This window comes from Draconibacterium orientale (assembly GCF_900111425.1).
Classification (GTDB): Bacteria; Bacteroidota; Bacteroidia; order Bacteroidales; family Prolixibacteraceae; genus Draconibacterium; species Draconibacterium orientale.
This window is the reverse complement of record NZ_FOHT01000027.1, coordinates 15,596-30,114: the sequence shown is the minus strand read 5'-3', so window position 1 is coordinate 30,114 and position 14,519 is coordinate 15,596. Positions and strand designations below refer to the sequence as shown.

13 protein-coding genes are annotated in these 14,519 nt (G+C 40.8%); 2 read left to right on the top strand and 11 right to left on the bottom strand.

Annotation, left to right across the window (positions count from 1 at the left end):
- Window positions 1–509: 509 nt before the first annotated feature.
- Window positions 510–1,979, bottom strand: a complete 1,470-nt coding sequence (locus tag BMW53_RS14665; RefSeq protein ID WP_038554129.1) for a potassium/proton antiporter — start codon at window positions 1,977–1,979, stop codon at window positions 510–512.
- A 1,037-nt stretch (window positions 1,980–3,016) separates the two neighbouring features.
- Between BMW53_RS14665 and BMW53_RS14660 the strand changes: the two genes are divergently transcribed.
- The gene (locus BMW53_RS14660; RefSeq protein WP_051567484.1) at window positions 3,017–3,919 is read left to right on the top strand and encodes a phospholipase A; all 903 of its coding nucleotides are present in this window, start codon (window positions 3,017–3,019) and stop codon (window positions 3,917–3,919) included.
- A gap of 359 nt (window positions 3,920–4,278) precedes the next feature.
- On the opposite strand, the gene BMW53_RS14655 is transcribed toward BMW53_RS14660, so the two are convergent.
- The 10 genes from BMW53_RS14655 to BMW53_RS14610 all read right to left on the bottom strand — a co-directional run bounded on the left by BMW53_RS14655 (window position 4,279) and on the right by BMW53_RS14610 (window position 13,176).
- Window positions 4,279–4,890 carry a trimeric intracellular cation channel family protein gene (locus tag BMW53_RS14655; protein WP_038554125.1) on the bottom strand — a complete coding sequence of 204 codons (612 nt, stop codon included), beginning with the start codon at window positions 4,888–4,890 and terminating at the stop codon, window positions 4,279–4,281.
- A 22-nt stretch (window positions 4,891–4,912) separates the two neighbouring features.
- Entirely contained in the window at window positions 4,913–5,479 is a 567-nt protein-coding gene (locus BMW53_RS14650; RefSeq protein WP_038554122.1) for a pentapeptide repeat-containing protein, read from the bottom strand.
- A 318-nt stretch (window positions 5,480–5,797) separates the two neighbouring features.
- Window positions 5,798–6,796, bottom strand: a complete 999-nt coding sequence (locus tag BMW53_RS14645) for a glycoside hydrolase family 53 protein (RefSeq protein ID WP_245749054.1) — start codon at window positions 6,794–6,796, stop codon at window positions 5,798–5,800.
- A 91-nt stretch (window positions 6,797–6,887) separates the two neighbouring features.
- Entirely contained in the window at window positions 6,888–7,334 is a 447-nt protein-coding gene (locus BMW53_RS14640) for a GreA/GreB family elongation factor (protein ID WP_038554119.1), read from the bottom strand.
- A gap of 58 nt (window positions 7,335–7,392) precedes the next feature.
- On the bottom strand, window positions 7,393–8,523 hold the full coding sequence (locus tag BMW53_RS14635; protein WP_038554116.1) for a sensor histidine kinase: 1,131 nt from the start codon (window positions 8,521–8,523) through the stop codon (window positions 7,393–7,395).
- A gap of 198 nt (window positions 8,524–8,721) precedes the next feature.
- A complete protein-coding gene (locus BMW53_RS14630; RefSeq protein WP_038554113.1) occupies window positions 8,722–9,294 on the bottom strand; it encodes an acetate uptake transporter in 573 nt (190 codons plus the stop codon).
- 139 nt (window positions 9,295–9,433) lie between these two features.
- On the bottom strand, window positions 9,434–10,216 hold the full coding sequence (locus tag BMW53_RS14625) for a polysaccharide deacetylase family protein (RefSeq protein ID WP_051567482.1): 783 nt from the start codon (window positions 10,214–10,216) through the stop codon (window positions 9,434–9,436).
- Between the two features lie 88 nt (window positions 10,217–10,304).
- Window positions 10,305–11,717, bottom strand: coding sequence for an NAD(P)(+) transhydrogenase (Re/Si-specific) subunit beta (locus BMW53_RS14620; protein ID WP_245749052.1), 1,413 nt, complete (start codon window positions 11,715–11,717; stop codon window positions 10,305–10,307).
- 11 nt (window positions 11,718–11,728) lie between these two features.
- Window positions 11,729–12,034, bottom strand: coding sequence for an NAD(P) transhydrogenase subunit alpha part 2 (locus tag BMW53_RS14615; protein WP_038554110.1), 306 nt, complete (start codon window positions 12,032–12,034; stop codon window positions 11,729–11,731).
- 11 nt (window positions 12,035–12,045) lie between these two features.
- Window positions 12,046–13,176: a Re/Si-specific NAD(P)(+) transhydrogenase subunit alpha gene (locus tag BMW53_RS14610; protein WP_038554107.1), complete on the bottom strand. Its 1,131-nt coding sequence runs from the start codon at window positions 13,174–13,176 to the stop codon at window positions 12,046–12,048.
- A gap of 372 nt (window positions 13,177–13,548) precedes the next feature.
- Here BMW53_RS14610 and BMW53_RS14605 point away from each other — a divergent pair, with 372 nt between their 5' ends.
- Entirely contained in the window at window positions 13,549–14,517 is a 969-nt protein-coding gene (locus BMW53_RS14605; protein WP_051567481.1) for a sensor histidine kinase, read from the top strand.
- Window positions 14,518–14,519 lie beyond the last annotated feature (2 nt).

Genomic DNA, 14,519 nt, shown 5'->3' with positions numbered 1-14,519 from the left:
TTATCACTTAAGTTTTATTGAATACGGTTATTTTTTTGCTTGTAGCTAAAGGTTTGCAAGTTAATTACACTTTTATCGCGAATAGCATTAATTCCGGTATTTCTTAGTAAGATGCTTAATATTGGCCATATACCCAATGGAGTGAAAGGATTATTGATTAAGGATGAAAGATAAATGAATCAGCAGGTTATAAGGCAATAGTTTTTATCCTGTGGAATGTGAGAGAAGCATGCTGTATAACCAACCACACCAAAAACGATTAAGTATAGTTAAAAATGCTACCCCAGAAGTTTTGATACTCTTTTATTTCGCTGGAAAACGAATTAGAAATAACTGATTGAATAGAGATTAATTTGTTAAACCCGGATTATGCGTTAGAACTTAGTAATGAAGGTTGAAGGAGCAAAACACAAGAACTTTTGGAGATGAGGCGAAGCACCGCTATGGTGCATTGAGAAAAGTTAGGAAAGCGACCTGTGTTGAAGCTGTTTCAAAATGTAATAGATTTTCTAATTCATATTTCGGGTTAAGCAGGCATTCACTTTTTCAATTCCTTCCTGGCTATCAGATAGAATAAGTAAAATATCATTAGGTTCAATTATGGTAGAACCGCTTGGTGTTAAATACTTGTCTTTTCTTTTAATCATCGCAATTATAGCTTCTTTCGGGAAGCTTATGTCCACAATCTTTTTGTTTACTGCATTATAATCGGGCAAAACAGTAATTTCTTTCATTGCCGTTTTAGTAATGTCCGAAATAAATTTGTCGGTTTCAGAAAGAGGTTTTTCTTCTTGGGGTAATGAAACACGCAGCCATTTTGCTAGAACAGATAACGTTGTGCCCTGAATTAAAACCGATGTAACAGAAATAAAGAATACGATATTAAAAATCATGTCTGCTTTTTCTATTCCGGCCAATAATGGATAGGTGGCAAATACAATTGGAACAGCACCACGTAGGCCAACCCAGGAAATATAAAAACGCCTGCTTAACTTCATCTTGAAAAACATCAGGCTGATAAAAACACTAATAGGACGCGCAACAAGAATTAAAAAAACAGAAATAAGCAGGCCAATACCAATATACGGAATCACACGCGTTGGAAAAACCAGCAACCCTAAGGTCAGGAACAATACGATTTGCATAAGCCAGGCCAGGCCGTCGTACATTTTCAGGATGGTTTTCTTATGTATCAGGTCTTGATTTCCTAAATAAACCGCACAAATATATATAGCAAGAAAACCATTGCCGCCGATAAAGTCGGTTACCGAAAATGTAACAAACATCAGCGCAATCACCAAAACGGGATACAGGCCTTCATAAACCAGTTTTATTTTATTTATAATTATCTTACTTAGAAACCCAAAAACAAAACCTGCAATACCGCCGAAAATCATTTGTTGCAGAAAAAGCGGAATAAGTGTAACAACACTTTGGTCTTGGTGAATTACCAAAGTTAGAAAGGCAAGTGTTAGCACATAAGCCATTGGGTCGTTACTTCCGCTTTCCAATTCTAAAGTTGGTCGGAGGTTTGTTTTTAAAGCAAGACTTTTTGAACGTAAAATGGAGAAAACTGCTGCTGCATCGGTTGATGAAACAATCGAGCCCAGCAACATACTTTCAGGGAGCGTGAAATCTGTAATCAACCATACAAAAGCGCCAAGCGATAATGCTGTTAGTAAAACGCCAAGAGTTGACAAAACAATACCTTCCCGGAGTACTGGTTTTACTGATTTCCAATTCGTATCAAGCCCGCCCGAAAACAAAATAAAATTAAGAGACACAATACCTATAAATTGGGCTACCTGAGGATTGTCAAAATTAATACCACCAATGCCATCAGAGCCTGCCAGCATCCCGATAACTAAAAACAGTAAAAGTGTTGGTATGCCAAATCGGTATGAGGTTTTGCCTGCAATAATGCTTATCAAAAGTAGAAGTGAACCAACTAATAGTATATTTTCAATTGTTAAATTCATTTATGTTTTTCTGATAAAAGTCCCCCCCAAATATACATTATCTTACTTGGAAAAATTTACCTGTTTTATCTGTATCGGTGTCTTTTTTTCATGAAACCTGTTAGTAGCCACTAGCCTCTAGTTACTAGCCGCGAGTTCTCATTTAAGCATTATCGCATTAAAGCATTTATGCATTTCTTCTTTCAGTCCTTCGTAAGGCAAAAGTAAAAAGTAAAAAGGCAAAAGTTGCTGCGAGTTGCGAGTTCTCATTAAAGCATTATCGCATTAAAGCATTTATGCATTTCTTCCTTCAATCCTTCGCAAGGCAAAAGTAAAAAGTAAAAAGTAAAAAGGCAAAAGTTGCTGCGAGTTGCGAGTTCTCATTTAAGCATTATTGCATTAAAGCATTTATGCATTCAGTCCCTCAATCCTTCAGTCCCTCAGTCCTTTTTTTTAAGCACTAACCACAAAGTTTCACAAAGGATGCACAAAGTTTCACAAAGTCGATCAACTATTAAAGCATTAAAGCATTTCCACATTAAAGCATTCGCAGCTCAATCCTTCAATCCTTCAGTCCCTCAGTCCTTCTGTCCTTCGTAAGGCAAAAGTAAAAAGTAAAAAGGCAAAAGTAGCTGCGAGTTACGAGTTCTCATTTAAGCATTACCGCATTAAAGTATTTATGCATTTCTTCTTTCAGTCCTTCGTAAGGCAAAAGTGAAAAGTAAAAGGGCAAAAGTTGCTGCGAGTTGCGAGTTCTCATTAAAGCATTATCGCATTAAAGCATTTATGCATTTCTTTCCTCTATCCCTCAATCCTTCAGTCCTTTTTTAAAAGCACTAACCACAAAGTTTCACAAAGGATGCACAAAGTTTCACAAAGTCGATCAACTATTAAAGCATTAAAGCATTTCCGCATTAAAGCATTCGCAGCTCAATCCTTCAACCCTTCAGTCCCTCAATCTCTCAGTCCTTCAACTGTTAAAAGATGTTAGCCAAACAGGTCTTACATAATGTAAGGCATTGGGTTATTGCCTATCTTCGTAGCGTAAAAGCCGAATAATGAAAATTACACTAACAATGTTGCTAATGGGCCTGATGTTTGCAGGCTACAACACTTTTGCGCAGGAACTTTTTGGGCAGGAGAAAAACACGTTGGCCGATCACTGGGATATTGGTGATAGTGAAAACGACGATAAAGATTTGTTTGTAATACGTACCTATAAACCGGTTTATGTATTGGTAGCCAAAGTGTCGGACAATGTAAACCGCATGCCCCACAGCGCTAATCCCGAAAGGAATATCGATGAATCCATTCCGCTGAATAAAACGGAGCAAATGTTTCAGCTGAGCCTGAAAACAAAGGTGTTTAACGATGTATTTGGCGATAAAGTTGGCGGCGATATTTGGGCCGCGTATACGCAGGTATCGTTCTGGCAGGTGTTTAACACCGACTTGTCGCGCCCTTTTCGCGAAACAAATTACGAGCCGGAAGTGATGTTTGTCCTTCCTGTTCGTTATCGCCTTTTTGGGTTGGATGGTGTTTTTCTGGTGGGGTATAATCATCAAAGCAATGGCCGTGCAAATCCGCTGTCGCGCAGCTGGAACCGTATTGTGGCACAAGTGGCGCTTGAGGGAAAAAATGCATCGGTGGTATTTAAACCGTGGTGGCGTTTGCCCGAATCGGATGAAAAGGATGATAACCCGGGAATTGAAAATTACCTGGGGCGCAGCGAGCTACTATTTGCGTGGGGAAAAGGAATTCATACGGTTAATTGTACCGCTCGTCATAGTTTACGTTTTGGTGATAATAACCGCGGCAGCCTTCGCCTGGCTTATTCCATAAAAATTATCGATAACCTTCGATTTCGGGCGCAGGTATTTTCGGGCTATGGCGAAAGTATGATCGATTATAACCACCGGCAAACAGTTGTTGGGTTTGGGCTGTCGCTGGTGGAGTGGTAGGGGAGTTCAAGGTTCAAGGCAAAAGGTAAAGGTAGAAAGTCAAAAGTTTTGATTTTCAAGCTACTAGCCGCTAGCTTCAAGCTTCAAGTTCAATTTTGCAATTTATCAGTTTTACAATTTCAAGCAATACAATCACTGAATTTAAGCATTTCTTCCCTTAATCCTGCAGTCCATCAGTCTTTCAATCCCTCAGGCCTTCGCAAGGCAAAAGTATAAAGTAAAAAGTAGCCACTAGCTTCTGGTTACTAGCTGCGAATTTAAATTTAAGCATTTTAGCATTAAAGCATTCACGCATTTCTTCCCTCAATCCCTCAATCTCTCAATCCTTCAGTCCTTCAGTCCTTCAGTCCATCACCCCATCAATCCGTATGCGTCAACCGGGGCAGTGCAATATTAAATCGAATGGCCAGTATCCGAATAGCGATAATGGACGATACGGTTGCTGTTTCGCAAATCACTTCTGAAACGCCCAGTCGGCTTAGCACGAGGTACACCAGCGCTCCGGCAATACAGGCGGTAGCATAAATCTCGCGGTGAAAGATCAGTGGCACTTCGTTACACAAAATATCGCGGATAACGCCTCCCACCACTGCCGTCGACAGGCCCATCAACACGGCCATAGCCGGATCGATATTAAAAAGCAAAGCCTTTTTTAGTCCCAGCAAGGTAAAGGTGGCAATTCCAATGGTATCGAAAAGAAAAAGGGTGCGCTTTAGTCTCATTACATGGCGGCGGAAAATGATGGTTACCACAACGGCCGCAATAATCATCCAGAAATAATTGTTGGTTCGCATCCATGCCACTGGGGTATCGCCCAGCATAAGGTCGCGCATAGTACCACCGCCAATGGCTGTAACAAAGCCGGTTACGGTTGCTCCAAAAAAGTCGAGGCGTTTGTCGGCCGCAGTCAGTGTGCCGCTAATTGCAAAAACAAATGTTCCGATGTAGTCAAACCAAAGTAAAAGATCCATACTGCAAAACAACAAAAAAAAATTAATCCACCTTAATGTTATACTTACTTAACAGTCCGGGAAGCATGTCGAGCGAGAAGTGAGCTCCGGCCAGCTGGTTTTGTTCCGGATTGAGAACCAGGTTGATCGAATTGCGCAGATCGGCCTTTTGCAGGTTGGAACGGCTAAAAATAGCTCCGGCCAAATCGCATTCCGAGAATATGGCTTTGCTAAGATCGGTTTCGCTAAAATCAACCTCGTGCATGGTGCAGCGGTTAAAATGTGTGCCTTTTATTTTTAACTGGTAAAACGAGGCGTAATTCAGCATGCATCCGTTAAAACTGAATTCAAGCAAAAAAGGATTGCATTCGTCGAACTGCAGCCCGATGAGTTTGCAGTTTTTGAAGCTCACATTTTTAAAGGCAACATTGGTAATTTTTGTGTTGCTGAAATCGCAGTTTTCAAACGAGCAGTCTTCGAAACTGTAACTACTAAGGTTGGCCGATGAAAAAATGCAATCGTTAAAATTACAGTTTTCGTAGTCGGCTTGTTCCAATCCTTTTTCGGAGAAATCCTGGTTTTTAAAAACTTTGTCGGTAATGTATGTCATTTGTATTTTTTAAGGCAAAAGTAGAAATTGAAAGGCAAAAGTAGTCATTGGTCATTGGTCATTGGTCATTCGCCATTAGTCATGCCGCGAGTTTTTATTAAAGTATTTTTGCATTGATGCATTGTAACATTCAAAAAACTTAACCACAAAGTTTCACAAAGAAAGCACAAAGCTACACAAAGTTCTTCCTCAATCCCTCAGTCCCTCAATAGACTAAAGGCAAAAGTATAAAAAGCCTCTAGCTGCGAGTTACAAGTCGCGAGTTTTTATTAAAGCATTTACGCATTAAATCATTCACGCATTTCTTCCTTCCGTCCTTCAATACCTTGTAAATCGGTCAAAAACTTCAATTACCGGTTGCACATTTCCATCGGCATCAAAAAAAGTACGGTAGCCAAAACCTTTGTTTTCCACGGCCGGTTCCCACCAAAAAACACCAACACCCAAACCATTCGGTACATTTAGTACCACGCGGTTAACTTCCTCCAAAAACTGACGTTGTCCTTCGGGCGACTCCACAAATGGTGCCGGTTTACCGATGTACTCGGCCGGGGCAAAGTTGTAGGCGGCTTCCACCACAATAATTTCTTTTTGGTAGGCACGTGCCATAAAATTTAGTGTTTCGCGCAAATCGAGAATGGAGCCGTGCCACCACGGGTAATACGATTGTCCCATTACATCAAAATCCACTCCGTACGAAAGAAGCTTATCGAACCAGTATTTGGTGAATTGCTTATCGCCGCCTTTGTCGATATGAATCATGATCTGCGGGCATGGATTGTTGCCGCAGCTGGCATAAAACCCATTAATTCCGGCTTGTATCAGTTCGGCCAGATTATCCCAGTTGTCGGGCAGTTTGCCATCGGGCCAAAGCATTCCGTTACTTATCTCGTTGCCCACCTGCACCATGTCGGGGAAAACTCCGGCTTCGCGAAAAGCGATCATGGTTTGTCGCGTGTATTCGTAAACCGAGTCAACCAGTGTTTCGTGCGAAAGTCCTTCCCATGCTTTGGGAATGAATTGCTTTGCAGGATCGGCCCAGGTATCGGAATAATGGTAGTCGAGCAGAAATTTAAAACCATGCTCTTTGGCCATTTTTGCCGTAGCAATGGTGTATTCCAAATTATTTGGTAATTGTGTTGGCGTGTGGAACAGCCGCAAACGTATCCAGTTGTATCCGTGGTTTTTGAATATTTCGATGCCTTTTTTCACTTCTCCGTTTTCCTTGAACTTAAAACCATTGTCTTCGGCTTGTTTTAAAAACGAGAGGTCGGCACCAACGGCATATTCCTGTGCATTTGTTGAAACGTTGAACAGTACAAATAATAAAAGAACAGTTAGAGTGCTTAATCTCGTTGGAGCCAGTTTTGATGATTGTATCGTTAAATATTTTTTCAGAAACTTAAAGTTAATTGATTTCTATAATTTCAATGGTTTTACCCATAAAACTAATCTTGTCGCCAACGCATTTATTGTGCAGCGCTTTTCCAATGGGCGAAGCCAGGGATATACAAAAACAGCTTTTGCCATCCACTTCAATTTTACCAAGGGCTGTTGCTATGAAATACAGGTTTTTGCCATCGGAAACGAGACTGCCAAATTCTACTTTGCCGAACCTCTTTTTAAGGTCGATGTTCTCCAGTTCGGTTTTTAGTCTTTCGGCTTTATGCAACTGAACACGGTTTTTCTCCACTTCCTGTTGCATTAAGGTGCGGCCGGTTTCGTATTTGTCGCCCACGCTGCTTTTGGTTTCGTTATCGCGCGACTCTTTAGCCAATGCAATAGCCATTTTTGCCGATTCGATCCGTTCATCGATCAGCGCCATAATTTTTGTATAAAGCTTATCTTTGGTCATTTTGTTTAAAACAACCAAAGATAAAAAGCTTAACTGTTATGTTATGCGTTGGATATAACTATTTAGGAAGTTGAATAAAAAAAGTTGTTCCACTTTCTTCGGAACTGGTAAAACCAACTTTGCCATTCAGGTATTTTTCACCCAAAAGTTTCATGCTGTAGGTACCAAGTCCGCGGCCTTTTCCCTTGGTGGAGAAAAAACGTTTGAACAGCTGAACTTTTGCTATGTCGGCTACAATGCTGTTGTTGTGTACCGATAGTTTCACGATAGTTTCACTTTCCTTGCAGTCCAGTGTTATTGTATCGTGCGGCACATTCATTTCAATGGCATTCTTAATCATATTACCCAGAATACGTCGTAGTAATACAAGATCGGATGTAAATGTGCAGTTGGTTGAATCCATGCTTATTTGAATAGGTTTGCCGTTATTCAATTCGTGTTTTGCATAGGTTCGCTGCAGGTCTGAAAGGAGGTTGTTACTGTTCACTTCACGAAGTTGCAATTGAAGTTCGCCTCTTTCTGCTGCCCCTAATTCACGCTGTGCCTGTATCTCTTCAATAAGGTTTTGCGAAGCGTATTCAATTGTTTGAGCGATGTCTTGTATTTGTTCAGGATCATCAACTTCTTTAAGAATAGCAGATAGTCCGGAAATAGCTCCTGCGCTGTTTAATATATCGTGAATAAAAACCCGTTCCAGCGATTTTCTTCTTTTATCGGCGCTTATATCGGTTACCGAAAATATTGTCAGTTTTTCTCCGTCGAGATCTAAAGGATTAGCTGTCACTTCAAGGTCCAGGGCATCATTTTCGAGTGTGAGTATCTGACATTCTTTTGTTGAACGTTTCCCTTTTTGCGCTTCCAGAATTGCATTTACAGCTCCGCATGATTTGCAGGCATTGCTGGTTCCGCATCCGGCAGCCGAATTGAATGCATTGGCGCAATTGAACGTTTCTCCCGGGCGTTTCCCTATAAGAGGATCATGATTAAGCTGTTTGCAAAAATCCTTGTAACTTTTGTTGGCATAAACTACCTGGCGGTGCTTGTTTAATATGATCACCATTTGTGAGATCGACTCCACAAAATTCACCAGTTGTTTATTTTCAAGGATTGTTTTGAATTGGCTTTCAAGCTGCCCGTTTGTATAACGCGTTGACGGAGCATAACTTGTTAGGGTTTGTTCTTCAAGCATGAGTACGTCCTTTCGATAAATGGTTTGTACAACAAATGTAATTAATGTGTTGAATAAATGAAAGTTTATTGCTGATTATTAGATAAATATTATAAATTATTTAGAAAATAATGACCGTAAGGTGTACATGATATGAAAAAAATAAAGGGCTGTATCGGTTACCGATCAGCCCTTTTCTATCGTATTGATACTAAGAAACTAGTTTGCTTTTTTTGCCCATGCAGTACCAAGTGGCAGAACTGTTTTTCCGGCAAGGTCGTTAATAATAATGGCGGCCATCATATACCAGGCCGACAAAGCGCAGAAAATAAGCTCGTAACCGGCAACAATATTCATTTTAGGGTTTCCAAAATGACCAATAACTAAAAGAATAAAACCCAATTCGAGCAAAATAAAAGTAATAGCCATTGCTTTGTGTACATAAAACGATGCTGCAAGCATAATACAGGTGTACAAAGCCCAGGCAACCAGGTACCAACCCACATCGGTGTGCGAGGCGGAGTAAATATTGAAATGGTTTAGTAGCCAGATAATTGCCAGCCCGATCCAAAACGAACCGTAAGCAACAAAGGCACTGAAACCAAAATTGTTGCCCACTTTTTGTTCCATAAATCCGGCAATCATTTGTGCCAGCCCGCCAAAAACAAGGCCCATGGCCAGTACGGGGCCAATGCCTAATAAGCCGATGTTGTGAATCTGAAGTAAAAGGGTAGTTAATCCGAAACCGGCCAGACCAACAACTGCCGGATTTCCAATTTTTTGAGTACTCATTTTGTAATGTTTAAATAGTTGAAATTTTGAGCCCGCGAAAATAGCACTAAACGTGTATCCTAAACTCTGGGTTAATGGAATGAAGCACTGTTTAATAATTTAATGACCTTGCGATTTTGAAGGTGAAAGGGGACTGTATTTAATCGCTGATAAAAAATGTTTCAAGGTCTGAAATTCGCAATGATCGGATGTTATGCTTTCTGCAAAGCTTAAAAGTTTCTTCCAGGTAGTCGGGGCTAATGGAATAGTTTGTCAGGCTCCTGTCAATGCGGTGCGCATGAAGAATGAGTACTTCATTCTTTTCTTTAGCACGAAGTAATCCGGTTTCGAAATTTTGCAAAGAAATATTGTAGTTGGTATCAATTCCCATTGAACTGGTTATCCGGTAGTTGTTTTTTGTAGCGAAAATGTCGTCGTAATAATCAATGGTTGTGTCTTTTATATTGTAAGTGGCTTTTCGCAGGTAGCCAAACTGATCCAATAGCAGCGTATCAATTTCAGGTAACGATTTCCCAAACGGATGGGCAAACGACCTGATTTCGAATCCGTAATCTGCAAGAATTTTTATAGCGGGTATTATCTCGGAGTTAATCAGTACATCCGGCGAATCTTTAAAGTCAACCACATTTCGGTGATTCAGTCCGTGGCAAGCAATTTCGTGCCCGTCAGCTTCCAGTTGTTTCAACCTGGCTACCTGGTCGGTGCTTAGGTTTTGCGGGCGGTTTATAAAGAAAGTAGCTTTTATATTGTACTGATTGAAAAGATCGCGCTGCTTGTACCATTCATCAATGTATTGGTCGTCGAACGAATATACGACCGCACCTTGTTGTTTTGATTTTTGGCAGGCCAACAATGCTGAGCATCCAATTAAAACAAGAACCAACTTTTGAAGTACTCTTCCTACTACACTTTTACGCTTCATCTTTTCCTTTTATCCGATATAAAGAAAACAAAAAATGCCACCTCTTCAAAAAAAAGAGGTGGCATTCATTTTTATATAACTGTAGTTATTACATGCTCTTAATTTCGTTAACCAGGCTGGTAATCGATTTTTTAGCATCGCCAAACAACATGCGTGTTTTGTCGTTAAAGAACAGGAAGTTTTCGATACCTGCGTAACCTTTACCCATACCACGTTTCATGATAATAATGTTTTTGGCAAGGTGTGCATCGATGATTGGCATTCCATAAATGGGGCTTCCCGGATCGTCGTAAGCTGCAGGGTTTACAACGTCGTTGGCACCAACCACAATTGCTACGTCAACATTTGGCATATCCGGATTAATGTCATCCATTTCTACCAATTGCTCGTAAGGTACATCGGCTTCTGCCAACAGAACATTCATGTGCCCTGGCATACGACCGGCAACCGGGTGAATGGCATATTTTACTTCAACGCCCTTGCTCTCCAGCAACGAATCCAGTTCGTGAGCAATGTGCTGTGCCTGTGCAACAGCCAGTCCATAACCAGGAATTATAACCACTTTTTGCGAGTAACTCAACAAAACAGCTGCGTCGCTCAGGGTAATTTCCTTAATACTTCCCTGAACATCAGCATGGCTTGCACCACCGCCACCAAATGCTCCAATTATCACGTTGATCAAAGATCGATTCATTGCTTTACACATTTGCAGCGTAAGAATGGTTCCGGCTGCACCTACCAAAATACCACCAAGAATCATGGCCTCATTCTGATAGATAAAACCGGCCATAGCAGCTGCAATACCCGTTAACGAGTTCAGTAGCGAAATTACAACAGGCATATCGGCGCCACCAATTGGCATAACAAAACTTACTCCGTATATAAGGCTTAATACCAGTAGTCCGTAAACAAGGTAAGAAACGGTTATCTGATCGAATCCGCCAAATAGTACCAGCAGAATGATGACAACAATCAGCAACATAAAGAACAGGTTCAGGTAGGTCATAAATTTGGCAAAAATATCACCCACTTTCCCATCCAGTTTACCATAGGCAACCATACTACCACTAAAGGCAATACTACCTACAACCAAGCCAAGTAAAGTGACCAAAAGTGCCTGACCCGGATTTTTTGTAAACTCGATTAAAGCCACAGCTGCTGATGCCGCACCACCGGTAGCATTAAAAAAGGATACCATTTGTGGCATGGCCGTCATTTTTACTTTTCGGGCCATTACGGTTCCAACTACTGCACCGGCGGCAATAATCAGGATTACTGCTGCTGCATTGGCCAAAGATATTCCTTCGCCGGCAGCATCTTTATTTAGTAGCAGGGTTGTGATCATTGGAAGAATCATACCCGAGGCAGCCCAGAAGTTTCCTTTACGAGCGGTGGCAGGATTACTCTCCAGTTTCAGACCGATGACGAACATAATGGCTGAAAGAAGATAACTGTATTCCAGAACAACTTGTCCCGGCATTAATGTATTGAGTATAATCATAGCGTTCATCGTTATTTTTTCTTCTTTTTAAACATTTCGAGCATGCGGTCGGTAACAACAAATCCTCCGGCCACGTTAAGCGTAGCCATAAACAGGGCAATTGCACCCAGTATCCACTCGAAAGTAGATGACGCGTGCCCAACAAGGATAATTCCTCCGATAATAATTACACCGCTAATTGCGTTGGCTCCCGACATAAGGGGAGTGTGCAATACCGACGGCACGTTTGAAATTACCTCGAATCCAAGAAATATCGATAACACTATAATGAATATCGCATCTTTATTTTCGGTTAAAAAAGTTAATATACTTTCCATAATTCATTCATTTATTTGGTTTCGATAACTGATTTAACTCGTTCGTTGTAAATCTCTTTTGCATGGGTAATGCAGGTTCCTTTTACAATATCGTCTTCAAAATTCAGGTTGAGCTCGCCTTCTTCTCCAATCATTAATTTCATGAAGTTCAATACGTTTTTGCCGAACATACGACTGGCATCAACCGGTTTTTGTGCCGGGTAATTTGATTGGCCGATTATTGAAACGCCTTTGTATTCAACAACCTCGTCGTTTTTGGTAAGTTCGCAGTTTCCGCCTGTTGAAGCAGCCAGGTCGATAATTACCGAACCGGGTTTCATGGCATCAACAGCTTCTTTCGGAATCAAGAGCGGTGCTTTGCGCCCCGGAATCTGCGCGGTACAAATTACCACATTCGATTTGGCCGCCACCTCATTGATTCTATCCTGTTGTTTCTTTTTATATTCTTCGGTTTGTTCCACGGCATATCCGCCGGCAGCTTTGTCTTCTGTTGCTCCTTCCACTTCAACAAATTTACCACCAAGGCTCATTACCTCTTCTTTTACCGCCGAACGCACATCGAAAACCTGTACCTGAGCACCCAGTTTGCGCGAGGTTGCAATGGCCTGTAATCCTGCAACTCCGGCCCCCAGAATAAGCACATTTGCCGGACGAATTGTACCGGCAGCTGTCATAAACATCGGGAAGAAAGTGGGCAGTTTTGCCGCAGCCTCCAACACCGCCATATAGCCCGAAACCGTTGCCATCGACGATAAAATGTCCATGGCTTGCGCACGTGTGGTACGCGGAATCAAATCGAGACTAAACGTTGTGATCCCTTTGTTGAGGAAAGTTTTTACCAGCGCCGTATCCCAAAGCGGGTTAAAAGCGCTAATCCAAACCTGAGAATCTTTAATTCGCTCAGTATCTCCTTCAGCGGGTGGCTGAATTTGCAGCAGAACTTCGGCTTTGGCAAACACATCGTTGCGCGAAACTGTTTTTGCTCCAACAGCTTCGTAGTCGGCGTCGGATGCAAATGCTTTTTCGCCGGCTCCCTGCTCAACCAATACCTCAACTTTCAAATCGGTAAAAGTTTGCACAGTTTCCGGAAGTAAAGCGACACGTGTTTCTTTACCGTGTTCCTTTAATAATCCAAGAATCATAAATTTTTATTTAGATAGTTATTCTGTAAATCTATAAAAATTAATTCACCGTGTTCGTACACGGAAAAGTTTATTGTTATGATTTATAACAGTTTTTTGGCTTGTGCTGTTCACATAACTTACTTATTTATTGTGCTGTTTGCCCGATACTACTTTGGATATGGAATACTTTAAGGCCATTTAATTGCCATTTAGGAATATTGAGTGAAAATAAGAATTAGCAGCTAAAACATGCCGGCTGCCGTACAAATTTCTTTTGCCTTTAAAACGGGGAAGGAACAGTACTGAATGTTTTCTACAAATTCTTATTGCAGTTGAGTTAAAAATTGAAAATTGTGTTGGCTTAAATTGGAATAAAAATAATTTTGTAAGATGGTTGTTCAGATTGCCTTAATATTAGCCGTTGTTGTACAGTTTATTGCTTTTGGTATTACAATCAGTTTAATTACCAAAACACGGTTTAATATTGCCTGGATTAGTATTTCTGTTGGATTTTTATTAATGGCACTGCGGCGGGTGATGGAGTTAATTGCAACATTTTCGTCGCAAGCCGAACAGAGTACTTCGCATGTAAGCAGTTGGATAGCCGTGGTAATTTCGATAGCAATGTTGTTGGCTGCAGTTTATATTCGTAAAATATTTTTACTACTTGATCATTTACAGAAGTTACGCGAGAAAAACGAAACTCGCCTTCTTTCGGCAGTTATTTCAACCGAAGAGAAAGAACGAAAACATTTTGCCAAGGAGCTGCACGATGGATTAGGGCCTGTTCTTTCAGCTGCAAAAATGGCTCTGTCGGCCATGGATAAAAAGGAGCTGGGTAAATTTAACAGTCAGATTGTTACCAAAACAGAACACTCGATTAATAATGCGATTGTTACCACCCGCGAAATTTCAAATCATTTAAATCCGCAGGTGCTTGAAAGGTATGGTATTGAAAAGGCCATAAATACTTTTTTAAAAAATATTATTTCGAAAGACTCGCCCGAATTTGTTTTGAAATCAAACATGGGAGAACTTCGTTTTAATCATCATTTTGAAGTGATTATATACCGGATTGCCTGCGAGCTAATTAATAACACCTTGAAATATGCAAATGCTAAAAAAGCGGTGCTAACCATTGCTGCAACAGCTGATGTTGTTCATTTTCAATACGAAGATGATGGAATAGGATTCGATCAGGAAAATACGGAATGGAAGGGCATGGGTTTAACAAATATCAAGTCAAGGGTTAAATCGTTGAACGGTACAATCGACATTAACAGTCAACCTCTTCATGGAGTAGCTGTTGACATTAAATTTCCGCAAGATAAAACGCAAATTCTTACAACTCAACCTTAAAA